Genomic DNA, 23,362 nt, shown 5'->3' with positions numbered 1-23,362 from the left:
TGAAGGTCTTCATGGGCCCGCCGGGGTGAACGCCGGGGCGGCAGGGGGCGTACGGGGCTCCGGGCGGGGGCGGGGGTGACGCGTGGGGGCACTGGTGCCGGAGAAATCGAATATGAGGGCGGAAACCACCCTTTGGGGTGAACTGGCGCCGTGTGAGCGCCAGTTCACTCTCCGTGCGTAAAGATTCCGGTGTCCCAAGTCGCCGGCGCGCCCCTCGATTCGCGGCAGTCCCACGAATCCCACGAGTCCCCGTGGCGGGTGTCCGGCCAGCCATGTCTCCTGTGGGGGTTCCACCACTTTGAACAGCGACAACTTCCGCCTGCCCGCGAACGGTTCGGCCACCGGGCCCGCCGTGCGCCGATCCCTCGCGATCGCGTCCTGCGTGGCACTGGCCGCCGGTCCGCTGCTGCTCGCCGCGCCGGCGCACGCCACCGGCGTCCAGGGCGACGGCGGCGGCCGGGCGAGCGCCGTCGTGCTGCGCACGGGGCTCGACGTCTCCCTGCTCGACAAGTCCCTCGACGTGCCGCTGAAGGCCACGCTCAACGAGGTGCGGGCGCCGGCCAGCGCCGAGAAGACCGCGCTGAGCGTGAAGCTGGACGGAGTCGACGGCGGGCACCCCGTCGACGTCCTGAAGGCGGACGTCGCCTCGTCCAGGGCGAGCGCGGACGCGAGTAGGGCGGAGGGTTCCGCCCGGCTGGTCAACGCCCGGCTCCATCTGCCGGGGCTGCCGCTGCTCTCGCTCGTGGAGGTGGGCGAGGTGACGTCCAGCGCGGTCTGCGAGGCGGGGCGTGCGCCGGTCGCCAAGTCGAACGTGCTGGGCGCGGTGACGGTGCTGGGCCAGAAGGTCACGCTGGCGGCGGGCGGTACGACGCGGGTGCGGGTGCCGGGGGTCGGCGAGATCGGCCTCGATCTGTCCCGGGCCACGACCACCTCGCGGACGGCGGCGGCCGTCGCCCTTCAGCTCAAGGTCTCGGTCAATCCGCTCCATCTGAACGTCGCCGACGTCGAGGGCGAGGTCACGCTGGCGGAGGCGACCTGTCAGACGCCTTCGGGGGCGCCGGCGCCCGCCAAGCCCCGGCCGGGCGCTGTCGCGGCCGACCCGGACAAGGTGCCCGTGGCGGGGGCGGGGGTGAAGACGCAGAACGTCGCCGACGCCGAGTTGGCGGAGACCGGGGGGAGTTCGGCCACGTCGTACGTGGTCGGGGGTGTGGCCACGTTGCTCGTGGGGGGCGTGCTTGTCGCTGCGCGGCGGCGGGTGCGGGGCTGACGGGGCGGGCCCGTCGCGCAGCCCCGGCCGGGGGCGCGGGGGCGGGCCTTTCCGGCCCCGCCGTCCCCGGGCCCCGAGGGTTGTCGTTCAGCTGCGGGTCGTGGTCGCTTCTTGCGCAGTTCCCCGCGCCCCTGAGGGGTCGGTGCTGACCCGGGCGGGTCTTTCCGGGGCTGCTGCCCCGGGGTCCGAGGGTTGTCGTTCAGCTGCGAGTTGTGGTCGCTTCTTGCGCAGTTCCCCGCGCCCCTGAGGGGTCGGTGCTGACCCGGGTGGGCCTTTCTGGCCCCGCCGTCCCCGGGGGCCCGGAGGGTGTCGTTCGGGTGCGGGTTGTGGTCGGTGCTCGCGCAGTTCCCCGCGCCCCTGAGCATCCGGTGTCGGGCCGGGCGGGTCTCGGTGCGAGGGGGCTCGGGGTGGGCCCCTGGCATCCGTGTCGGCCCTGCGGGGTCATGGGTGGGTCAGGGTCAGAGCCTGGTCCAGGGATTGGAGGAAGTGGTTTGTCGTGGTGCGGTCGCGGACCGCGAGGCGGAGCCACTGCGGGCCCAGGCCCGGGAACGTGTCGCCGCGCCGCGCCGCGAAGCCCAGCCCCCGCAGCCGCTCCCTGACCTCGGCCGCGCCCTCGATCCGTACGAGCACGAACGGGCCGGCGGCCGGCTCGACCACCCGGACCTCGTCGAACTCCGCGAGCCCGGCCAGGAGATGGGCCCGGTCCTCGGCGACGCGTACGGCGGCCGCCTCCGCCTCCGCCAGCGCGCGCGGCTCCACGCAGGCGGCGGCCGCCACCAGCGCCGGGGTCGACACCGGCCACAGCGGCTGGGCGCGCTGGAGCGCCGCGATCGTCTCCGGCTCGCCCAGTGCGTAGCCGATCCGCAGCCCGGCGAGGCCCCACGTCTTGGTCAGGCTGCGCAGCACGAGGAGTCCGGGCAGGTCGGTGCGGCCGGCCAGCGCCTCGCGCTCACCCGGCACGGCGTCCATGAACGCCTCGTCCACCACCAACGTCCGGCCGGGGCGCGCGAGTTGGGCCAGCGTCGCGGCCGGGTGCAGGACGGACGTGGGGTTGGTCGGGTTGCCGATCACCACCAGGTCCGCCTCGTCGGGCACCGCGCCGGGGTCGAGCCGGAAGCCGTCCTCGGCCCGGAGCAGGACCCGCCGCACCTCGTGGCCCGCGTCGCGCAGCGCCGCCTCCGGCTCGGTGAACTGCGGGTGCACCACCACTGGGTGATGGAACGTCAGAGCGCGGGCGATGAGCACGAACGCCTCCGCCGCGCCCGCCGTCAGAAGCACCCGTTCCGCAGCGACGCCGTGCCGCGCCGCCACCGCCGCGCGCGCGGCCCGCCCGTCGGGGTAGGCGGCGAGCCCGGTCAGCGACTGGGCGATCCGCTCGCGCAGCCACGCCGGGGGAGTGCCGGTGCGTACGTTCACCGCGAGATCGGTCAGCGTGCCGCCGTCGTCGCGTACCTCGGCGTCGCCGTGGTGGCGCAGATCGAGGGGGACCTCGGTGGTGGGGATGGGCATGGCTTCCTCGCTCCTGGTGGGGGGTGCGTCGCGCCCGTCGGCGGACGGCCGGAGGTGGGGTCGACGTACGATCGCACACGTCGCCCCGGCGGGACCCCCCGCGCCGCTCGACTTCTGCTTGGGCACGAGCAGTTGGCCGCCGCCGGCGAGCGCGGCCGCCTCGGCCACGGACGGTGTGCCGACCGCCGCGAGCGCCGCCGCCGAGCCGTTCGGCACCGCGACCGCCGCCAGCTCGGCGGCGCTGTAGGTGAGGACGGGCACCCCGAGCCGCGCGGCGGCCGCGACGATCCCGGGCTCGCGCGCCTTGGTGTCCAGGGTCGCGAGGGACGCGACGGCACGGGGATCGAGCCCCGCCCGCGACAGGGCGGCCCCGATCAGCGCGAGCACTTCGCCGGCGGACACGCCCGTGGAGGCGCCGACACCCACGACGAGTGGCCCCCCGCCACCGCCTGCGCCCGGGCCGGGGGAGGGGTCCGACGCCGTCATGCCGGGCACCCGCTCAGAGCGCCGGCGCGGGGCGGCGCGGGAGGGAGTGGACATGCGGAGTACGGGCACCCTCGGCTAGCAAGGGCCCATGGCGGTATTCGTCGCGCTCGGCGCGTTCCTGATGACCTTGGTGGGCGGCTGGACCGCCCAGCGGGTCACCGACCGGCGCCATCTGGTGCTCGGCCTCGCGGGCGGCCTCATGCTCGGCGTGGTCGGTCTCGACCTGCTGCCGGAAGCCCTCGACGCGACGGGCGAGGACCTTTTCGGGGTGCCGCGCGCGCTGCTCCTGTTCGTGGCCGGCTTCCTCTTCGCGCACGTCGTGGAGCGGGTGCTCGCGGTGCGCCAGGCCGCGCACGGGGCGGGCGAGCACCGGGCGCCGCAGGTGGGCGTCACGGTGGCCTCCGCGATGGTCGGCCACAGCCTGATGGACGGCGTCGCGATCGGCGCCGCCTTCCAGGTGGGCGCGGGGATGGGCGTGGCGGTGGCCCTCGCCGTCATCACCCACGACTTCGCCGACGGCTTCAACACGTACACGATCACGAGCCTGTACGGGAACGAGAAGCGCAAGGCGCTCGCGATGCTGTTCGCCGACGCGCTGGCCCCGATGGCGGGGGCCGCCTCGACCCTCCTGTTCACCCTTCCGGAGCAGCTGCTCGGCGGGTATCTGGGCTTCTTCGGCGGCGTCCTGCTCTACCTGGCCGCCGCCGAGATCCTTCCCGAGGCCCACCACGAGCACCCCGCCCTGTCGACGCTGCTGTGCACCGTCGCGGGCGTGGGGTTCATCTGGCTGGTGGTGGGCGCCGCAGGATGAGTACGTCATCGCGCGCAGGCCCCCGCGAACCGGTGGGCCACCTCCGGGCGGGCCGCCCAGTGCGTGTGCAGATAGCTGGCGTGCACACCTCGGCGCACGAAGCCCTCGACGCGGCGCTCGGGGTGCACCACGCCCCACGCGGGGTCCTCGCCCGCGCCCGGCTCGATGACGGTGCGGTGGAACTCGTGGCCGCGCAGCCGCGTCCCGGCGACGGCCAGGCTGTTGTCGGCCACCGCGACCGCCTCCCGGTAGCCGAGGGTGAGGCGGCCCGACATCCGCGCGTCGGCGTCGAGCACCCCGCACATGGGCAGCCCGTCCAGGGAGCGGGCCAGGTAGAGCAGGCCCGCGCACTCGGCGGCCACCGGCGCCCCCGAGCGGGCGAGCTCGGTCACGGCCTCGCGGAGTCGTTCGTTGGCGGACAGCTCGGCCGCGTACACCTCGGGAAAGCCGCCGCCTATCACCAACCCGCTTGTCCCGTCGGGGAGTTGTTCGTCCTTGAGCGGGTCGAAGGTGACGACGTCCGCGCCGGCGGCGGCGAGCAGTTCGGGGTGCTCGGCGTAGGAGAACGTGAAGGCGGAGCCGCCGGCGACGGCGATGACGGGCCGCCGCGTCCCGGTCCCGGAGTCGGTTCCGGTTCCGGTTCCGGTTCCGGAGCTGGGGCCCGGGGCCGGTTCCCACGGCTGCGCGTCCAGCGGCGGAGCCGACCGCGCCAGCGCGAGCAGGGCCTCCAGGTCGCAGCCCGCCCGCACCTGTTCCCCCATCGCCGCCACCGCGTCCACCGCGTCCGTACGCCGCTCCGCGACCGGGACCAGGCCCAGGTGGCGGGAGGGGGTGTCGACCTGGGGGGCGCGGCGCAGGGCGCCGAGGACCGGCACGCCCACGTCCTCCATCGCCTCGCGCAGCAGCGCCTCGTGCCGGTCGGAGCCCACCTTGTTGAGGATCACGCCGCCGATGCGCACCTGGGGGTCCCAGGACGCGAAGCCGTGCACGAGCGCGGCCACCGAACGCGACTGCGAGGAGGCGTCCACCACGAGGACCACCGGGGCGCGCAGGAGCTTGGCGACCTGGGCGGTGGAGGCGAGTTCGCCCAGCCCGCTCGCCCCGTCGTACAGGCCCATCACGCCCTCGACGACGGCCAGGTCGCAGCCGCGCGAACCGTGCGCGAACAGCGGGGCCATCAGCTCGGGCCCGCACATGTACGCGTCCAGGTTGCGGCCGGGGCGTCCGGTCGCGAGCGCGTGGTAGCCGGGGTCGATGTAGTCGGGGCCCACCTTGTGCGGGGACACGGCGAGCCCGGAGCGCGCGAACGCGGCCATCAGGCCCGTCGCCACGGTGGTCTTGCCGCTGCCCGACGCGGGGGCCGCGATGACGAGACGTGCTACCACTCGATGCCCCGCTGGCCCTTCTGGCCGGCGTCCATCGGGTGCTTGACCTTGGACATGTCGGTGACCAGATCCGCGAACTCCACCAGCTGCCCGGGGGCGTTGCGGCCGGTGATGACCACGTGCTGGGTGCCGGGGCGCTCGCGCAGGACCGCGACGACCTCCTCGACGTCGACCCAGCCCCAGTGCAGCAGATAGGTGAACTCGTCGAGCACGTAGAACTTGTACGTCTCTGCGGCCAGGTCGCGCTTGACCTGCTCCCAGCCCTCGCGGGCCTTCTCCTCGTGGGTCGGCTCGCCCTCGGCGGTCTCGCGCTGGATCCACGACCAGCCCTCGCCCATCTTGTGCCAGTCCACCACGCCGCCCTCGCCGGAGGCGCCGAGGACCTTGAGCGCGTTCTCCTCGCCGACCTTCCACTTGGCCGACTTCACGAACTGGAACACCCCGACGGGCCAGCCCTGGTTCCAGGCGCGCAGCGCCATCCCGAACGCCGCCGTCGACTTCCCCTTGCCGACGCCCGTGTGCACCATGACCAGATGCCTGTTGCGGCGCTGACGGGTCGTCAGACCGTCCTCGGGTACGACACTGACCTGTCCCTGCGGCATTACGCGGCCTTCCTCGAAGTTCCCTGGACATCCTTGACGAGCCCGGCGATGGAGTCCGCCCGCAGCTCGTCCAACGTGACGGCGCTGCCGCCCAGTTCACGCGCGAGCTCGCCCGCGAGCCCGAGCCGCACCATCCCCGACTCGCAGTCCACCACCACCGACGCGGTGCCCTCGGCGGCGTGCAGCCGCGCGGCCCGTCCGGCCAGCGCCACCGGCTCGGGGCCGCCCGTCGCGCGGCCGTCGGTGACGACGACCAGCAGCGGGCGGCGCGAGGGGTCGCGAAGCCGCTCCACCCGCAGCACGTCATGAGCGCGCAGCAGCCCCGCCGCGAGCGGGGTGCGCCCGCCCGTGGGCAGCGTTTCGAGCCGGGCGGCCGCCGCGTCCACCGACGAGGTGGGCGGCAGCGCGAGCTCGGCGTCCTTGCCGCGGAAGGTGATCAGGCCGACCTTGTCACGGCGCTGGTAGGCGTCGAGGAGCAGCGAGAGCACCGCGCCCTTGACCGCGCTCATCCGCTGCCGCGCCGCCATCGAACCGGACGCGTCCACCACGAAGAGCACGAGGTTGCCCTCGCGGCCCTCGCGGGTGGCCTGGCGCAGATCGTCGCGGCGCACCACGAGGCCCCGGCCCGAGCGCCCCCTGGCCCGCTGGTGCGGGGCGGCCGCCTGCACGGTCGCCGTCAAGTGCAGCTTGGTCAGCGCCCCTTGGGGCCGGCGCGAACCGGTGGTGCGGCCGTGGTCGGTGCGCGCTCGCGAGCGCCGGCCCGCCGCGCCCTCGCCGAGCCCGGGCACGCTCAGCATCTTCGTACGGAACGGCTCGGCGGCCTTCACCGCCGCGCGCTCGCCGGGCCCTTGGGCCGGGGCGGGAGCGGCGGGCTGCCGCGCGTCGTCGGGGGAGTCCGGCGATCCGTCCCGTTCGGGGGAGTCGGCGGGGCTCTCGGGGGAGTCGCCCTGCGGCGGCACCCCGCCGCCCCCGCCCCCGCCGCCGGGGCCCTCGGGGCCCGGGTCGGGATCGTCGTCGCTCTCGGCGCCCTCGTCGCCCTGGAACTGCTCCAGGGTCTCGTCGAGTTTGTCCTCGTCCAGGCCCGGCGCGTCGAAGGGGTTGCGCCTGCGCCGGTGCGGCAGCGCGAGCAGCGCCGCTTGCCGGACGTCCTCGCTCGTCACCTCGGTGCGCCCGGCCCACGCGGCGAGCGCGGTCGCGGTGCGGGCCATCACGATGTCGGCGCGCATGCCGTCCACCTCGAACGCGGCGCAGGTCGCCGCGATCTGGAGAAGGACCGCGTCGCCGAGCACGACCGAGGGCAGCAGCTCCCGCGCCGCCACGATCCGCCCCCGCAGCGCGCCCTCCTCGTCGGCCCAGCGCGCGGCGAACGCGGCCGGGTCGTCGTCGTACGCCAGGCGGCGGCGCACCACCTCCACGCGCTGCTCGGGCTCGCGCGAGGCCGCGACCTCGACGGTCAGGCCGAACCGGTCGAGCAACTGCGGCCGCAGCTCGCCCTCTTCGGGGTTCATCGTGCCCACGAGCAGGAACCGCGCGGCGTGCCGCACCGAGACGCCCTCGCGCTCGACGTAGGAGGAGCCCATGGCGGCGGCGTCGAGCAGCAGGTCGATGAGGTGGTCGTGGAGCAGGTTGACCTCGTCGACGTACAGGATGCCGCGGTGGGCGTCCGCGAGCAGGCCCGGCTCGAAGGCCTTCACGCCCTCGCCGAGTGCCCGCTCGATGTCGAGCGCGCCCACCAGCCGGTCCTCGGAGGCGCCCACGGGCAGCTCGACCATGCGGGCCGCGCGGGCGGCGCCGGGACCGTTCTCGTGCGGCCCGTCCGGGCAGTCCGGGTCGGGCGCGGCGGGGTCGCAGCTGAAGCGGCAGCCCGGCACGACCGCGACCTCGGGCAGCAGATCCGCGAGCGCGCGCACGGCGGTGCTCTTCGCGGTGCCCTTCTCGCCCCGCACGAGGACACCGCCCACGGCGGGGCTGACGGCGTTCAGGAGCAGCGCGAGGCGCAGGTCGTCCATGCCGACGACGGCGGTGAACGGATACCGAGTGCTCATGTGCCGATCTCTCCTTGGAGTAGTGCTGTACGCGGCGGGCGCAGGGGGGGTGGTCATGGCGCTCCGGGCGGGATGAAGGGAAGGCCCTTGGGCGGGCCCTGCTCGATCAGCCGCAGCAGGGCATCGGTGTCGGCGTGTTCCTCGATCAGGTCGCCGAGCCGGTCGAGCTGTTCCTCGCGCAGCGTCCCGAAGGAAGTGTCGGGCGCGGGCACGAAGCGGCGGCCCGCGTCCCGCGCGACCCGCGCGAGGAAGCGGCGCCGGAAGCCGTCGCTCTCCAGGGAGCCGTGCCAGTGCGTGCCCCACACCGCGCCGGACCGGCAGCCGTCCAAGAAGGGCTCCCCGCCCAGGACTTGGGCGACGCCGTGGTGGATCTCGTACCCCTCGACGCGCTCGCCCAGCGCCGTGCCGACGGGCCGCGCCAGGGTCTTCTCGGCGGCGAACCGCACCCGCACCGGCAGCAGGCCGAGCCCGGGCACCGAGCCCGCCCGTGACTCGACGTCGTCCTCGATGTGCTCACCGAGCAACTGGAACCCGCCGCAGATCCCGAGCACAGGGCGGCCCTCGGCGGCCCGGCGGGCGATCTCGGCGGCCAGACCGCGCTCGCGCAGCCACTCCAGGGCGCGCACGGTGCCGCGCGTGCCCGGCACCACCACGAGGTCGGCGTCGGCCAGTTCCTCGGGCCGGTCCACGAACCGCACGACGACGCCGGGCTCGGCGGCAAGGGCGTCCACGTCGGTGAAGTTGCTCATCAGCGGCACCGCGCACACCGCGATCCGCAGCACGTCCTCGCCGACGGGCGGCGCCACCACCGACTCGCGCACGGCGCCGCGCATCGACACCCTGAGCCCGTCCTCCTCGTCGATGCCGAGGCCGTGGGCGTAGGGCAGGATCCCGTAGGTGTGGCGTCCGGTGAGGCCGCGCAGCATTTCGATGCCGGGCTCAAGCAGCGTCACATCGCCCCGGAACTTGTTGACGACGTAGCCGGCGACCAGCGCCTGGTCCTCGGGGCTCAGGAGCGCCGTCGTGCCGAAGAACGAGGCGAAGACGCCGCCCCGGTCGATGTCGCCGACCACCACGACCGGCAGCCGGGCGGCCCGCGCGATGCCCATGTTGACGATGTCGGTGCGCCGCAGGTTGATCTCGGCCGGACTGCCCGCGCCTTCGCAGATCACGGCGTCATACGTGGCCCGCAGCTCGGCCAGGCAGTCCAGTACGGTGCCGAGCAGCGCCTCGCGGCCGCCCCGGTGCGGCGCGGTGGCGGACGCGGGGCCCGGGGACCCGAAGAACCCGCGGGCGCTCAGCTCGCCGACGGGCCTGCCCATCAGGACGACCTGGCTCGAGCGGTCGCTGCCGGGCTTGAGCAGCACCGGATTCATCAGCGCGCTCGGCTCCACCCGGGCGGCCTGTGCCTGCATCGCCTGGGCCCGGCCGATCTCCGCGCCCTCACGCGTGACGAACGAGTTCAGCGACATGTTCTGGCCCTTGAACGGCGCGACCTTGACGCCCCGGCGCACCAGCCACCGGCAGATCCCGGCCGTCACGACGCTCTTGCCCGCGTCCGATGTCGTGCCCGCGATCAGCAGCCCGCCACCCATGTACGTCCCTTCCTCACAGCGGCCCTCGTCGCCACGGCGGCGGCCAGCGTCAGCCAGCTGACCCGGCGCGAGAGCCGTACGGCCCGTTCGATGTCCGCGACGGTGACGGCCCGGCCCGGCGCGTTCAGGACCGGCCGATGCTCCATGCGCCCCGCGTAGGAGAGCGTGCCGCCGAGCCGCACGCCGAGCGCGCCGGCGAACGCGGCCTCGACCGGGCCCGCGTTGGGGCTGGGGTGGCGGCCCGCGTCGGCGCGCCAGGCCCGTACCGCGCCCCGGGGGTCGGGGCCCGCGAGCGCCGCGAGGACGGCGGTGAGCCGGGCACCCGGCCAGCCCGCCACGTCGTCGAGGCGTGCCGAAGCCCAGCCATATTTGCGGTACTTATCCGACTTGTGCCCGACCATCGCGTCCAGCGTGTTGACCGCCCGGAAACCCACGAGACCGGGCACGCCCGCGAGCGCGCCCCACACCAGGGCCCCGACGACGGCGTCGGAGGTGTTCTCGGCGACCGACTCGACCACCGCCCGCGCGACGCCGTCGGCGTCCAGGGACCGCGGGTCGCGGCCGCACAGATGCGGCAGGCGCTCGCGGGCCGCCGCCAGGTCGCCGGCGGCGAGCGCACCCCCGATGGCCCGGGCCTCGCGGCCGAGCGAGGTGCCGCCGACCACGGTCCAGGTGGCGGCGGCGGTCAGGGCCAGGCTCGCGCGGGGGCGGCCGCGCAGGGCACGGGAGAGGAGGGCCGCGCCAGCGGTGGCGCCGCCCGCGCAGATCAGGGTGTGCAGCGCGCCCCGGCCCCGGTGGTCGCGCCACAGCGCGCGCTCCACGGCGGCCGAGGCCCGGCCGAACGCGGCGACCGGATGGCCCCGGCGCGGGTCGCCGAGCAGGAGGTCGGCGACGAGACCGGCGGTGACGCCGTGGGCGAAGGTGCGATCGGCCCGCATGCTCAGCGCGCCGGGGCGTCGCGGAAGGGGCCGGAAAGTCTCGGTGGGCAGGCGCGCATGGCGGTGTGTCCTCACTCAGGGTGTCCGCGCCCTGGTTCGACGTGACCGGCGGTGAGAGTTCCTGGCTCGCGGGGATCGCTCCCCGGTGACAGTGGCGGGACCGCGCCGGATTCGCACCGGCTTCCTCTCCTGCCGCCGTAGCTGGCCGGTGCAGTCCACCACGGTCCGAGAACAGCCGTCAACTTGCCGTTGACCTGCGGCGCGAGAGCGTGTCCCGGCGCACACGCGAGCGCCCTCCGGCCGGGGGCCGAAGGGCGGTTCGCGGGGTGCGCGCGGCGCCGGGAAGTGCCCCGTGGGGCCCCGGGCGCCGGGTCAGGCGACGATCAGATGGATCCCGTACGCCACGGCCGCAGCGCAGAGCGCGAAGCAGGCGTACGCGGTGGTGCGGGCCACCAGCACGTTGCCGGATCCCGAGGTCGCGGCCTCCCGCTTGGCGAGGCCGACGACGCCGAGGGTGAACAGGCCCACCAGGCCGACGGTCACCGCGAGGCTGACGCCGAAGACGGAGCCGAGGGCCGCCCAGTCGATGTGCATGAGGATTCCTTACCTGTACCTGGTCGGTGCCGGTCAGACCGCGGCCGGGGTGGGCGGGTCGGCGGGGGCCACCGGGGCCGGGGCCTGGATCGTGGCCCTGAGGTCGCCGACCGCGAGGTCGGCGGCGGAGAGCAGGACGCCGGTGGGCGGCGGGGAGACGGCGGCGATCGCGGTGGTGATGACACCGGCGGGCTCTGCGTCGGCCGGAGCGGTCTTGTCGGCGGTGACGTCGGCGGTGACGTCGTCGTGGCCGACCGGCCGGCGGCGCGAGAGCTTCCAGATGATGCCCGAGCCGGCGATCAGGAGGACGGCGACGGCGGCGATGCCCCAGGGGCCCTGCTGGGTCAGGAACTCCGCGCCCGCTCCGACGACGGCGGCGGCCGGGAGCGTCAGGATCCAGGCGACGGCCATCCGGGTCGCGGTGGACCAGCGGACCACACCGCCCTTGCGGCCGAGGCCCGCGCCCATGACCGAGCCGGAGCAGACCTGGGTGGTGGAGAGCGAGAAGCCGATGTGCGAGGAGGCCAGGATAACGGTGGCGGCGCCGGTCTGGGCGGCGAAGCCCTGCGGCGGGCGCAGCTCGGTCAGGCCCTTGCCCAGGGTGCGGATGATGCGCCAGCCGCCGAGGTAGGTGCCAAGGGCGATGGCCAGGCCCGCCGAGACGATGACCCACAGCGGGGGGTTGGCGCCCGGGTGCAGCACGCCGCCGGTGACCAGGGCGAGGGTGATGATGCCCATCGTCTTCTGGGCGTCGTTGGTGCCGTGGGCGAGCGAGACGAGACCGGCCGAGGCGATCTGGCCCACGCGGTAACCCTTGGCGGTGGCCTTCTCGTCGGTGTTCCGGTTGAGCCGGTAGGTGAGCCTGGTGGCCAGCATCGCGGCGATGCCGGCGACGACCGGGGCGGCGACGGCGGGCAGCAGCACCTTGGTGACGACGGTGGAGCCGTGGACCGAGGACCAGCCGGCCGACATGACCGCGGCGCCGATGAGGCCGCCGAACAGGGCGTGCGACGAGCTGGAGGGCAGCCCGAGCAGCCAGGTCAGCAGGTTCCACAGGATGGCGCCGACCAGGGCCGCGAAGATGACCTCGGTGCGGATTCCCTTTTCGTCGATGATCCCGCCGGAGATCGTCTTGGCGACCTCCACCGACAGGAACGCGCCGACCAGGTTGAGCGCGGCGGACATGGCGACCGCCGTCTTGGGCTTCAGGGCGCCGGTCGAGATGGTGGTGGCCATCGCGTTGGCGGTGTCGTGGAAACCGTTCGTGAAATCGAACACTAGAGCTGTCACGATCACAATCGCGAGCAGCAGCGTGATGTGTTCCATTTACCCAGGCAATCGTTCGACGTCAGTGGCGGGACGAACGTAAGTAACCTGAATGAACGGAAGGTGAACTGGGACGGGCGCAGTGGTGTCCATGGCCGGTTCCGGTGCCCGCCGGGGCCGCCGGGGCCGGTTCGTCGCCGGGCGCGAACCGCTTCAGCGCCCGGCCGCGAACCGTTTCAGCTGCTCGGGAGTCCCGTTGAAGAGATCCTGGTCACCCGGCAGGATTCCGCTCCCGTTCGCGTGCTGCCAGAACGTCCAGTACGACCAGCCCGCCGGCAGCGCGCCCGGGGTGGCGGCGTACCGGGCGAGCCACAGCGGGTGGTCCCCGGCGAAGGCCCGGCTGTGGCCGGTGCAGGCGTTCCACCACGCGGTGCTCGTGTAGATCACGGGCCGGCGGCCGGTGCGCAGCCGCACCTCGTCGCTGAACGCGGCGATCCAGGTGCTCATGGCGGCCGGGGTCAGTCCGTAACAGGCGTCGCCGCCGGAACCCTTGGCGTCGTCGCCGGCTCTGGCGTCCTTGGCGTCCTTGCCGTACGGGTTGTGCTCCAGGTCGACGGCCGGCGGCAGGGTCCGGCCGTCGTCCCGCCAGGCGCCGCCGTTGGTCACGAAGAAGGCGGCCTGCGCGCGGCCGGAGGACTGGTCGGGCACCGCGAAGTGGTAGGCCCCCCGGAGCAGCCCAGCCCGCAGCGCGCCGCCGTACTGCTGCCCGAAGGAGGGATTGCGGTACGACGTCGACTCGGTCGCCTTCACGTACACGAAAGAAGCACCCCGGCTCCGCGCGGACGCCCAGTCGACGTCCCCCTGGTGCGAGGAGACGTCGTGGCCGGCCGGTCTGCCGGCGGCCCGCGCGCCGGGCAGCGCCGTGAGCGCCGTACAGCCGAGCACCAGGGCCGCGAGCCACCCGCGCGGGGCGCCCAGCGCCCGGGCCCTGCGGGCCAGCGGACCACGCTCGCGCGCCATGAATCCCCCCGAATCGCGAGGTAGGGAACAAAACACCGCGAGGCTAGTGGAAGATCACCCACCGGCCCGTACCCCGGCCGCCCGCGCCCTGGCAGGATCAGCCGCATGAGCGACGACGAGGCGGCCATCGCCGGGGCCTGGGCCGAACTGATCGACACCGCGCGCAGGACCGCGGCCGAAGGCCTGGTCGTCGGCACCTCGGGCAATGTGTCGGTACGCGTCGGCGAACTGGTCCTCATCACCCCGACCGGCGTCCCCTACGACCGCCTCGGGCCCGCCGACACCGTCGCCGTGGACCTCGACGGCCGTCAGGTCAGGGGCACGCTCAAGCCCACCAGCGAACTCCCGATGCACCTGGCCGTCTACTGCGGCACCGACGCCCGTGCCGTCGTCCACACCCACGCCGTGCACGCCACCGCCGTCTCCACGCTGGTGCCCGAACTGCCGCTGATCCACTACATGGCGGCGGCCCTCGGCGGCCCCGTCCGGGTCGCCCCGTACGCGCTGTACGGAAGTGAGGAACTGGCCGGCCACACGCTGAAGGCACTGGAGGGCCGTACCGGGTGCCTCCTGCGCAACCACGGAACCCTCACGTACGGAGACAGCCTCGCGCAGGCCTACGACCGCACCGCCCAACTGGAGTGGATGTGCCGGGTCTGGCTCACCGCCGCGGCGGTGCCCGGGCACGCTCCGTCCCTGCTCAGCCCCGCCCAGCTCGACGAGGCCGGCCGGCGGCTCGGCGGCTACGGACAGCCCTGAGGCGGGCCCGGCGCGGGCGGGCCGGGTTGCGCTGAGCCGGTGACGGGCGGCTGCGGCGGGCCCCGCCCACTGGCACCGGGGCGCTCGGACCCGGAGACTGGTCGGGTGCGCCCCGCTACGAAGACGGCAGCGGCCGTCACCACAGCCATCGGCGTCGGCGCGGCAGCGGTCGTCGCCGGACGCTTCGCAAGCGACGCCGCCCTCAAGGCGCCGCCCGGCCGCCCGCTGCCCTCCGGCCGCCGCCTCACCGTGCACGCCACCGAACCCGGCCGCGTCACCCTGACCAGAGCGCTCGCCTCGCTGCGCCCGGGGATCTACGGCCTCGCGGGCGACGGCGACCAGGTCCATGCCGTCGTCGGCGACGTCATCGAGGGGGCCTCGGACACCGCCGACACGGTCGTGCGCCGCCTCGAACGGGTCACGCGCGGCCCCCTCGTGGCGGGGGACCGGGTCAGGTTCACCCCCCAGCTCCACCGGGGCACCCCGGGCGCGGCCCTCGGCATCGAGTACCGCGACGTCGAGATCCCCTCCGAACTCGGGCCGCTGCCCGCCTGGTTCGTGCCCGCCGCCCGCGCCACCTGGGTGATCGCCGTGCACGGCCTCGGCACCACCCGCGAACACCCCCTGAACGTCCTGGAGTTCCTGCACGGCCAGCAGCTCCCGGTGCTCTGCCTCGCCTACCGGGGCGACGAGGGCGCCCCCCGCTCCCCGGACGGCCTCGGCCACCTCGGCGACTCCGAATGGCGCGACCTGGACGCCGCGATCCGCTACGCGCTGCGCTCGGGGGCCCAGAACGTCATCCTGTACGGCTGGTCCACCGGCGCCACGATGGCCCTGCACGCCGCCGCCCGCTGCGCCCAGCGCGAACGCGTCAGCGGCGTCGTCCTCGACTCGCCCGTGCTCGACTGGGAGTTCACCCTGCGCGCCCTCGCCGCGGCCCGCCGCACCCCGGGCCCGCTGCTGCCGCTCGCCGTGCGGGCCGCCCAGGGCCGCACCGGACTGGGCGGCGACCGCCTGCGCGAGGCCGTCGACCCCCGCGCCCTGCGCGTGCCCACGCTGCTCTTCCACGGCCCCGGAGACACGCTGGCCCCCTGGGGGCCCTCCCGGCAACTGGCCGAGCGGTGCCCGGAACTGGTCACCCTGCACACCGTCGCCGACGCCCCGCACGCCTCGATGTGGAACGCCGACCCGTCCGGCTACGAGGAGATCCTGCGCCGCTTCCTCACCCCCCTCATGTGACGCCCCCTCATGGCGGCCCCGGGGGCCGGAGCGGTGCGGCCGGTTCCGTTTGAGCGTTTCGGCCGGCGCGTGATCCGTGGTGTTCGCCGCGCCGGTCCCCGGGCCCCCGGCCGCCCCTGACGCCTCCGGCGTGACGGGCACGGCCGATTCCGTTTGGGCTTTCGGGCAGTGAGCGGGAAGACTGCATGCGTGACGTCCCGGAAGCCTGAAGAGAAGTTGCCGCGCGACTCCAGACTGCGGCTTGTCCGCGCTCCGCACCCGATGCAGGCCCGGCCCCTCGCCGCCGCCCGCCGAGCCGTGTCCGACCGGCGCACCCGGCCCGCGCCGAGGCCGCCCGCGGGCACCCCCGCCGCCGGCGAACTGGCCCGCCAGGCCAGGGCGGTGCTCGCCGACGCCGTACGCGTCGCCCGCTGGACCGAGGCCCAGCGCCTGAGCGGCGCCACCTCCGGCCCCGGCCGTCCCGGGCCGCTGCCCGAGGGGGTCACCGAACGGGCCGCCGCGGCGCTCGGCCTCGCACCGGGCCGGGTGCGGGCCGCCTGGGACCGGGCCCGGCTCGCGGGCCTCGTCGAGCTGCACGGCGCCACGGTGCGCCCCGGCTGGCGGCTGCGCGCCTGGGACCGCGACGACGCGGCCGTCCTGCGCGGCTGGGTCGCCCTGTTCGACGCCTGGTCCCTGGTGCGTCCCGCCCCGGACGACATCGCCCCCACGGCGGTCGCCGAGGTCGTCGAGGCCATCCCACAAGTGCTCTCCCTCCTTCAGCTCTCCAACGGGCCCGTGCTCATGCCGGCGCTGCTCGATCTGCTCGAACAGCGCGTGGCCGAACTGCGCGAGGAACGCTGCGAGGTGCCCTACGGGTCCAAGCCGGGCCCCGTGCCGGGCCCGGTCCCCCCGCCCGATCCCGCCGCCACACCGCCGGACCTCGCCGACCTGCTCGGCTGGGCGCTGGCCGGCCTGGCCGCCGTCGGCGCGCTCGTCCTCGGCGAGGACCAGGCCACGTTGACGCCGCTCGGCAACTGGGCGGTCTGGGTCAAGCTGGAACAGATCTGCGTCGCCGCGCAGAGCCCGGCCGGCAACATCGAGCAGTCCGCCGAGGACATGCTGCGCGGCTGCGCGGGCCTGACCCCCGGCCCGGCCCGCGCCGAGTACCGCGCCTGGACCGCCGCCCGCACCGTCGCGGGCGCGGTCACCGAACTGCTCGACGTCGCCCGGGGCGACGACGCCCTGCTGCGCGGGCTCGCCTTCGAGGCGCTGCGGGTCGTGGGCGCGCCCGCGGAGGCCGCGGTGCGCGCCGCCGTGACCGAGACGTGCCTGCGGCCCTACGCCCTGCTGTGGCTCGCCGAGCACGAGGGCGGCGACCCGGAGGACGTCCTCGCCGTCCTGTCCCGGGAGGACTCCACCTGGCTCTGGGTCGACACGGCCGCCGCCGTGGCCGACCACGGCGAGAGCGAACTCCTGGTACGCCACCTCGACTCGGCGGTCCAGGGCACCGTCCCCGCGCTCCTGGAGGAGGTACGGGCCGTCGGGCATCCCCGGACCGTGCAGGTCCTGGTCGCCCTCGCGGCGGCCCACCCCGACCCGGCCCTCGCCAAGGCGGTGCGCCGCGCGGCCTTCCAGGTGCACACGGGATCCGTCTAGCGACGCGCGAGCGCCGCCCCGGCCACCGGCCGGGGCGCCCCGCTCCCTCAACTCGCGCCCGGCGCCGCCCCGTTCAGCACCCGACGCCCGTCGCACGCACCGGGCCCACCCGAGCCCGCCACCCCACCGCGCCGGCCCGCGTGAGCACCGGGCCCGCCCGCGACGGCCGCGTGAGCACCGCGCCGGCCCGAGTGAGTACCGGGCCCGCCCGCGACGGCCCCGCGCGAGCACCGGGCTCGCCCACCCGAGGCCGGGCTCGCCCACCCGAGGCCGGGCCCGCCCACCCGAGGCCGGGCTCGCCCACCCGAGGCCGGGCCCGCCCGCCCGACGCTGGGCACACCCGCCCGCGCCGCCCCGCACCCCGCCCCCCTCAGCGGCGCCCCCGCCTCACTCCCCACCTCCCGGCGCATACGTACCGAAGCTCCACACGTTGCCCTCCGCGTCCCTCGCCATGTAGTCCCGCGAGCCGTAGTCCTGATCTGTCGGTTCCATCAAGATCTCCACGCCCCGCTCGGCGGCGCGTTTGTGGTGCGCGTCCACATCGCTCACCACCACGTACACCCCCGCCGGGCCCGCGTCCGCCATCGTCCGGGCGAAGAGGCCGCCCCGGCCCTTGGAGCCGAGCATCACCACGCCCGTCCCGTAGGACAGCTCGGCATGCATCACGCTGCCGTCCTCCGCCTCGTACGCGCACACCTCCGTGAAGCCGAAGGCGTCCTTGAGCTGGCGGATCGCTGCCTTCGCGTCGTCGTACAGGATCGTCGGACACACGGTCATCCCGATCACTCCTTCCGGTCCAAGTAGCTGACTGTGACCTGGATCTCAGTCTTGCACCCGGCACTGACAACGCCCCGGCACCCGGTTCAGCGCGCGAAGGTGTCGCAGCGGGCCATGTCGCCCGCGCGGTAGCCGGTGTAGAACCACTGCTGACGCTGGCGCGCCGAGCCGTGCGTCCACGTCTCCGGGGTGACCCGGCCCTGGAACTTCTGCTGGATGCGGTCGTCGCCCACGGCGGCCGCCGCGTCGAGGCCGTCCTTGATGTCCTGGTCGGTGAGGCGCGAGAGCAGCGGGCGGCCACTCGTCTTGTCCGGGGGCGTCGTCGCCCGGCGCGCCCACACCCCGGCGTAGCAGTCGGCCTGGAGCTCCACCTTCACCGCGTTGCTGTCGGCCCCTTGGCGCCCGTCCTGCGACCGGCTCAGGGTGCCGGTCAGGTTCTGGACGTGGTGGCCGTACTCGTGCGCCACCACATACGCCTGCGCGAAGGGGCCGCCGCTCGAACCGAACTTCGTCCGCAGCTCGTCGAAGAAGCCCAGGTCGAGATAGACCTGCCGGTCGCCAGGACAGTAGAAGGGGCCGACCGCCGAAGTGGCCGCCCCGCACGCGGTGTTGACCCGGCCGGTGAAGAACACCGTCCGCGCCGAGGAGTACCGGGAGCCGTGGCGCGGAAGCTCCTGGCTCCAGTAGTCCTGCACGCTGTTGACCACCGCCACGATGCGGCAGTCGTCCTTGGTGTTGGCGTCCGAGCCCGTACGGCAGCTCTGGTTCACCTGCGCCTGCGAGGACGAGTGCGTGCCCGGGGTGGTGGTGTCGGAGGAGAGGCCCAGCTGCTCGGGGCCCACACCGAAGAACAGGCCCAGCAGCAGCGCGACGACCCCGACGATTCCGCCGCCGACGGTGGCCCGCCCGCCCGGGATCCGACTGCCCCGGGCATCGTTGACCTCGGAGGTGTCGAGATCGGCGTCGTCGTCGAACTGCATGGGCGAACCCTCCGCGTCCTGGGGCCACCGGACGGCGCGAGGGCGGTCCGCCCGGGATGACCCCGCGTGTCAAAAAGGTCACCCCGAGTATGGGGCAGTCCCGCGCGCCACGCCCGTAGTGCCACGTCGGCCACCACGCTCCGCGTGTCAGGGACCGCGCCCGGAGGCGCGCTCCGCCGGGCGACGGCCTGCCGGGCGAGGCCCCGGGGACGGTGGCGGAAACCGGGTTGCACAGCCCCGTTAGAATTGACCCCATGGCAATTCTCCTTGTGCATTAGGCGGCGTCGACCTCCACGCCCGCCGTCGCCCCCACGCCCTGTCAAGGACGCGCTTCGCGCGGCGCCTCTTGCCGTCCCCTCCGCCGTCCATACCGCCCTGGAGTCTTTCCGTGATCACCGCCACCGGCATCGAGCTGCGCGCCGGCGCCCGAGTCCTCATCGAGTCCGCGTCCTTCCGCGTCGCCAAGGGCGACCGCATCGGCCTCGTCGGCCGCAACGGAGCGGGCAAGACCACGCTCACCAAGTGCCTGGCCGGCGAGGGCATCCCGGCCGCCGGCACCATCACGCGCTCGGGCGAGGTCGGCTACCTGCCGCAGGACCCGCGCACCGGCGACCTCGACGTGCTCGCCCGTGACCGTGTCCTGTCCGCCCGGGGCCTCGACGAAGTCCTGCGCAAGATGCGCGAGAACGAGGACCGCATGGCGAACGGCAAGGGCGCCACCCGCGAGAAGGCGATGAAGAAGTACGAGCGCCTGGAGACGGAGTTCCTGACCAAGGGCGGGTACGCGGCCGAGGCGGAGGCCGCCACCATCGCCGCCGCCCTCGGCCTGCCCGACCGGGTCCTCGGCCAGCCGCTGCACACCCTCTCCGGTGGTCAGCGCCGCCGTATCGAACTCGCCAGGATCCTCTTCTCCGACGCCGACACCCTGCTCCTGGACGAGCCGACCAACCACCTCGACGCCGACTCCATCGTCTGGCTGCGGGACTACCTGAAGTCCTACCGGGGCGGCTTCATCGTGATCTCCCACGATGTCGACCTGGTCGAGACGGTCGTGAACAAGGTCTTCTACCTGGACGCCAACCGCGCCCAGATCGACGTCTACAACATGGGCTGGAAGCTCTACCAGCAGCAGCGCGAGGCCGACGAGAAGCGCCGCAAGCGCGAGCGCCAGAACGCCGAGAAGAAGGCCGCGGCCCTCAACTCGCAGGCCGACAAGATGCGCGCCAAGGCCACCAAGACCGTCGCCGCGCAGAACATGGCCAAGCGCGCCGAGCGCCTGCTCTCGGGCCTCGAGGCCGTCCGCGTCTCCGACAAGGTCGCCAAGCTGCGCTTCCCCGAGCCCGCCCCGTGCGGCAAGACGCCGCTCACGGCCGAGGGCCTGTCGAAGTCGTACGGCTCGCTGGAGATCTTCACCGACGTCGACCTGGCCATCGACAAGGGCTCGCGCGTGGTCATCCTCGGCCTCAACGGCGCCGGCAAGACGACGCTGCTGCGGCTGCTGGCGGGCGCCGAGAAGCCGGACACCGGCGAGGTCACCCCGGGCCACGGCCTCAAGATGGGCTACTACGCGCAGGAGCACGAAACGCTCGACCCCAACCGCACGGTCCTGGAGAACATGCGCTCCTCCGCGCCGGACCTGGACCTCGTCGAGGTGCGCAAGACGCTCGGCTCCTTCCTCTTCTCCGGCGACGACGTCGACAAGCCGGCCGGGGTCCTCTCCGGCGGTGAGAAGACCCGTCTGGCGCTCGCCACCCTCGTCGTCTCCTCGGCCAACGTCCTGCTGCTCGACGAGCCCACCAACAACCTCGACCCCGCGAGCCGCGAGGAGATCCTGGGCGCGCTACGCACCTACAAGGGCGCGGTCGTCCTGGTCACCCATGACGAGGGCGCCGTCGAGGCGTTGCAGCCGGAGCGGATCATCCTGCTGCCGGACGGCGTCGAGGACCTGTGGGGCCCGGACTACGCGGACCTGGTCGCCCTCGCCTGAGCGCGCGTGGCGCACGCCGACGGGCCCGTCCGGCGGGGCCCCGGGCAAGATCCATCCACTGATCCACTTCCGCTGGATCATTCGGCTTACGCGTGATCCTCAATCTGAGTGAGTGCGTCTCGTACCCCGGTGTGTCAGGCACGGGATCAAGGTCCGCCCCCCAAGGGGCGGGCCTTTTTCCGTATGTGACCCGGAACACAGCTCTGACCTGGCGCTTCATCTCGACTTTCGGGACGTGATATGTCCAAGCCCAGCCGGAATGAGGCATTCCGCGCCGCCGGATCGCCGCTCGGAAGCGGAAGCTTGTTGCGCGGACCTTGCCGAATGGGTGGCCAGGAAGCGCGGGAGGGGTGATCATGAGAAGTCCAGAGCGCACTTCCCATGAGGAGGCACGGGTGGCCGAGACTCTGAAGAAGGGCAGCCGGGTTACCGGCGCCGCGCGCGACAAGCTCGCGGCAGACCTGAAGAAGAAGTACGACTCCGGTGCGAGCATCCGGGCGCTGGCCGAGGAAACCGGCCGGTCCTACGGGTTCGTCCACCGGATGCTCAGCGAGTCCGGGGTCACTCTCCGTGGACGCGGCGGAGCGACACGGGGCAAGAAGACGGCCTCAGCCTGACCGAGGCCGTGCGGACGGTTCCCGTGGCCCCCGGGTCCGGTGGTGGCCACCCGGTCGGTCCTGCGGCCGACCGGGTGGTTACTGTGCAGTCACTTGACGACCGCGGTGCGGTTGTTCACTGACGGCCACTGACCCGGAGGCGCCCCATGGCTACGCCCGCATCCGCATCTGAAGTTTTCGACAAGGACGGTGTCCGGCTCTCCGTCGATGACGCGATCGCCACGGTGACCCTGACCAATCCGGCCAAGCGCAACGCTCAGTCTCCCGCTCTGTGGCGGGCGTTGGCCACGGCCGGACGGTCGCTTCCCGGCAGCGTGCGCGTCGTCGTGCTGCGCGGCGAGGGCAAGTCCTTCTCCGCCGGCCTCGACCGCCAGGCCTTCACTCCCGAGGGCTTCGACGGCGAGCCCTCCTTCCTCGACCTCGCGCGCGGCTCCGACGCGGAGCTCGACGCGGTCATCGCCGAGTACCAGGAGGCGTTCACCTGGTGGCGCCGCAACGACCTCGTGTCGATCGCGGCCGTCCAGGGGCACGCCATCGGTGCCGGCTTCCAGCTCGCCCTCGCCTGCGACCTGCGGGTCGTCGCGCAGGACGTGCAGTTCGCCATGCGCGAGACCAGCCTCGGCCTGGTCCCCGACCTCACCGGCACGCACCCGCTCGTCGGGCTCGTCGGCTACGCCCGCGCGCTGGAGATCTGCGCCACGGGCCGCTTCGTCGGCGCCGAGGAGGCCGAGCGCACGGGCCTGGCCAACCTCGCCGTGCCCGGCGACGAACTCGACTCGGCGGTGAAGGACTTGGCGGGCGCCCTCCTGGCCGCTCCCCGCGACGCCGTCGTCGAGACGAAGGCGCTGCTGCGGGGCGCCACCGACCGGAGCTACGAGGAGCAGCGCCTCGCCGAACGCGCCGCCCAGGCCCGCCGCCTGCGCGACCTGGCGGGACTCGCGGACTGAGCGACCTGACACGGGCATGCGGATCGAGCGACCCGGCCGGGCCCCGGATACGCCGGACTGGCCGCGGGTGCCGGCGTGGGCCGGTGCCGGTGCTGCCAGGGGCGCGGGAAACCGCGCGACCCGCCACCCATGGCGTGCAGCCGGGGTCAGGGCGCCGCCCACCGGGGCCGCTCAGCCCGCCCAGGTGACCAGGACCGCCACCGAGTCCGCGTCCGGGACCGCCCGGCCGACCGCCGTGCGCACCGCACGCCCCACCTCCAGGGGGTTGTGGGGCGGGGCGCTCGCCAGCTCCACGCGGATGTGGCCGTCGGCCCTGTGCACCGGCGGGCCCAGCTCGGCGGTCAGCCGGGCCACACCCGGCGTGGTGAGCGCGGCGGTCGCCGCCGCCGACGCCGGCTGATCGGCTGGGCCGGGCGGGGGAGGGCCGTCCGGGGGATCCGGCAGGACATCGACCAGGGCCGTCACGTCCACGTCGATGTCCGAGACAAGCAGCCCGAGCCGGTCCCGCGCCGCCGTGAGCAGGGCGTCGCGCAGCCCCGCCACCAGCTCCGGCAGCGGCCGCCCGCCCAGCGCCACGAGCTCCACCGAGACGCGGTGCGGGCCCGGCGCGAGCGCCGTCGGCGGCGCCGGGACCGCCGCTCCCGCCCCCGCCCCGGGGTCGGCCGGGGCGATCCGCAGCGAGGTCACCCCACACCCCGCAAGCGCCGCCACGGCGGCCCCGAGCACCGCCGCCGCCGCTCGCTCACTGATCCAGACACCGTCCTCGAAACCGCCCAGCGCGACCAGCCTGCCCAGGCCCAGTCGACGCCGTACCGCGGCACTCCATCCGTCAGCCGTCATTCCCCCAGCCTGCCGCATCGCGGGGGCGAGTCGGGGCAACCGCACTTAATGTGGGCATTGGAG

The 23,362-nt window shown here is 74.4% G+C and carries 20 protein-coding genes and 1 riboswitch; of the genes, 8 read left to right on the top strand and 12 right to left on the bottom strand.

Annotated elements, in window-relative coordinates; translation table 11 throughout:
* The first annotated feature begins 298 nt into the window (after window positions 1–298).
* Window positions 299–1,267, top strand: a complete 969-nt coding sequence (locus ACFYM2_RS16670; RefSeq protein ID WP_388836847.1) for an SCO1860 family LAETG-anchored protein — start codon at window positions 299–301, stop codon at window positions 1,265–1,267.
* A 441-nt stretch (window positions 1,268–1,708) separates the two neighbouring features.
* On the opposite strand, the gene cobC is transcribed toward ACFYM2_RS16670, so the two are convergent.
* Window positions 1,709–3,262, bottom strand: a complete 1,554-nt coding sequence (gene cobC, locus ACFYM2_RS16665) for an Rv2231c family pyridoxal phosphate-dependent protein CobC (protein ID WP_388837136.1) — start codon at window positions 3,260–3,262, stop codon at window positions 1,709–1,711.
* An 88-nt stretch (window positions 3,263–3,350) separates the two neighbouring features.
* On the opposite strand from cobC, the gene ACFYM2_RS16660 reads away from it, so the two are divergent.
* Window positions 3,351–4,073 carry a ZIP family metal transporter gene (locus ACFYM2_RS16660; protein ID WP_359003231.1) on the top strand — a complete coding sequence of 241 codons (723 nt, stop codon included), beginning with the start codon at window positions 3,351–3,353 and terminating at the stop codon, window positions 4,071–4,073.
* Between the two features lie 5 nt (window positions 4,074–4,078).
* On the opposite strand, the gene ACFYM2_RS16655 is transcribed toward ACFYM2_RS16660, so the two are convergent.
* The 8 genes from ACFYM2_RS16655 to ACFYM2_RS16620 form a co-directional block, all read right to left on the bottom strand.
* Window positions 4,079–5,458, bottom strand: coding sequence for a cobyrinate a,c-diamide synthase (locus ACFYM2_RS16655; protein WP_388457404.1), 1,380 nt, complete (start codon window positions 5,456–5,458; stop codon window positions 4,079–4,081).
* Complete coding sequence (gene cobO / locus ACFYM2_RS16650) at window positions 5,452–6,060, bottom strand: cob(I)yrinic acid a,c-diamide adenosyltransferase (protein WP_388836844.1); 609 nt, start codon at window positions 6,058–6,060, stop codon at window positions 5,452–5,454. Before cobO ends, ACFYM2_RS16655 begins: the two co-directional genes overlap by 7 nt.
* Window positions 6,060–8,105 carry a putative cobaltochelatase gene (locus ACFYM2_RS16645; protein ID WP_388457407.1) on the bottom strand — a complete coding sequence of 682 codons (2,046 nt, stop codon included), beginning with the start codon at window positions 8,103–8,105 and terminating at the stop codon, window positions 6,060–6,062. The genes cobO and ACFYM2_RS16645 overlap by 1 nt, the downstream gene beginning before the upstream one ends.
* Before the next feature lie 53 nt (window positions 8,106–8,158).
* Complete coding sequence (locus ACFYM2_RS16640; protein WP_359003239.1) at window positions 8,159–9,700, bottom strand: cobyric acid synthase; 1,542 nt, start codon at window positions 9,698–9,700, stop codon at window positions 8,159–8,161.
* Window positions 9,682–10,638 (bottom strand): cobalamin biosynthesis protein, encoded by a 957-nt coding sequence (locus ACFYM2_RS16635; RefSeq protein WP_388836840.1) that lies wholly within the window; start codon window positions 10,636–10,638, stop codon window positions 9,682–9,684. Before ACFYM2_RS16635 ends, ACFYM2_RS16640 begins: the two co-directional genes overlap by 19 nt.
* A 94-nt stretch (window positions 10,639–10,732) precedes the next feature.
* Window positions 10,733–10,874, bottom strand: a riboswitch (cobalamin riboswitch).
* Window positions 10,875–11,010: 136 nt separating this feature from the next.
* Complete coding sequence (locus tag ACFYM2_RS16630; protein ID WP_350229643.1) at window positions 11,011–11,232, bottom strand: hypothetical protein; 222 nt, start codon at window positions 11,230–11,232, stop codon at window positions 11,011–11,013.
* Between the two features lie 33 nt (window positions 11,233–11,265).
* Window positions 11,266–12,558: an anion permease gene (locus ACFYM2_RS16625; RefSeq protein WP_388836838.1), complete on the bottom strand. Its 1,293-nt coding sequence runs from the start codon at window positions 12,556–12,558 to the stop codon at window positions 11,266–11,268.
* 153 nt (window positions 12,559–12,711) lie between these two features.
* A complete protein-coding gene (locus tag ACFYM2_RS16620; protein WP_359003245.1) occupies window positions 12,712–13,518 on the bottom strand; it encodes a lysozyme in 807 nt (268 codons plus the stop codon).
* A 105-nt stretch (window positions 13,519–13,623) separates the two neighbouring features.
* Here ACFYM2_RS16620 and ACFYM2_RS16615 point away from each other — a divergent pair, with 105 nt between their 5' ends.
* From ACFYM2_RS16615 to ACFYM2_RS16605, 3 genes are all read left to right on the top strand, one after another.
* The gene (locus tag ACFYM2_RS16615) at window positions 13,624–14,277 is read left to right on the top strand and encodes a class II aldolase/adducin family protein (protein WP_359003247.1); all 654 of its coding nucleotides are present in this window, start codon (window positions 13,624–13,626) and stop codon (window positions 14,275–14,277) included.
* A gap of 105 nt (window positions 14,278–14,382) precedes the next feature.
* Window positions 14,383–15,516: an alpha/beta hydrolase gene (locus tag ACFYM2_RS16610; RefSeq protein ID WP_388836835.1), complete on the top strand. Its 1,134-nt coding sequence runs from the start codon at window positions 14,383–14,385 to the stop codon at window positions 15,514–15,516.
* Window positions 15,517–15,777: 261 nt separating this feature from the next.
* Window positions 15,778–17,151 carry a hypothetical protein gene (locus ACFYM2_RS16605; protein ID WP_359003321.1) on the top strand — a complete coding sequence of 458 codons (1,374 nt, stop codon included), beginning with the start codon at window positions 15,778–15,780 and terminating at the stop codon, window positions 17,149–17,151.
* Between the two features lie 387 nt (window positions 17,152–17,538).
* On the opposite strand, the gene ACFYM2_RS16600 is transcribed toward ACFYM2_RS16605, so the two are convergent.
* Both ACFYM2_RS16600 and ACFYM2_RS16595 read right to left on the bottom strand, forming a co-directional pair.
* Window positions 17,539–17,928: a VOC family protein gene (locus ACFYM2_RS16600; RefSeq protein ID WP_350229638.1), complete on the bottom strand. Its 390-nt coding sequence runs from the start codon at window positions 17,926–17,928 to the stop codon at window positions 17,539–17,541.
* A gap of 86 nt (window positions 17,929–18,014) precedes the next feature.
* Entirely contained in the window at window positions 18,015–18,908 is an 894-nt protein-coding gene (locus ACFYM2_RS16595; RefSeq protein WP_388836832.1) for a neutral zinc metallopeptidase, read from the bottom strand.
* Between the two features lie 388 nt (window positions 18,909–19,296).
* On the opposite strand from ACFYM2_RS16595, the gene ACFYM2_RS16590 reads away from it, so the two are divergent.
* The 3 genes from ACFYM2_RS16590 to ACFYM2_RS16580 all read left to right on the top strand — a co-directional run bounded on the left by ACFYM2_RS16590 (window position 19,297) and on the right by ACFYM2_RS16580 (window position 22,459).
* On the top strand, window positions 19,297–20,895 hold the full coding sequence (locus ACFYM2_RS16590; RefSeq protein WP_350229636.1) for an ABC-F family ATP-binding cassette domain-containing protein: 1,599 nt from the start codon (window positions 19,297–19,299) through the stop codon (window positions 20,893–20,895).
* 395 nt (window positions 20,896–21,290) lie between these two features.
* Window positions 21,291–21,512, top strand: coding sequence for a helix-turn-helix domain-containing protein (locus ACFYM2_RS16585; RefSeq protein ID WP_005477683.1), 222 nt, complete (start codon window positions 21,291–21,293; stop codon window positions 21,510–21,512).
* Between the two features lie 146 nt (window positions 21,513–21,658).
* On the top strand, window positions 21,659–22,459 hold the full coding sequence (locus ACFYM2_RS16580) for an enoyl-CoA hydratase/isomerase family protein (protein WP_388836829.1): 801 nt from the start codon (window positions 21,659–21,661) through the stop codon (window positions 22,457–22,459).
* A gap of 171 nt (window positions 22,460–22,630) precedes the next feature.
* Here ACFYM2_RS16580 and ACFYM2_RS16575 read toward each other — a convergent pair whose 3' ends face one another.
* Window positions 22,631–23,299, bottom strand: coding sequence for a hypothetical protein (locus ACFYM2_RS16575; protein WP_388836826.1), 669 nt, complete (start codon window positions 23,297–23,299; stop codon window positions 22,631–22,633).
* Window positions 23,300–23,362: the final 63 nt, after the last annotated feature.

It is taken from the genome of Streptomyces sp. NPDC006711 (assembly GCF_042869775.1).
In the GTDB taxonomy this organism is placed as follows: domain Bacteria; phylum Actinomycetota; class Actinomycetes; order Streptomycetales; family Streptomycetaceae; genus Streptomyces.
The sequence above is the reverse complement of the archived record's forward strand: the minus strand, read 5'-3'. Positions and strand labels throughout refer to the sequence as shown.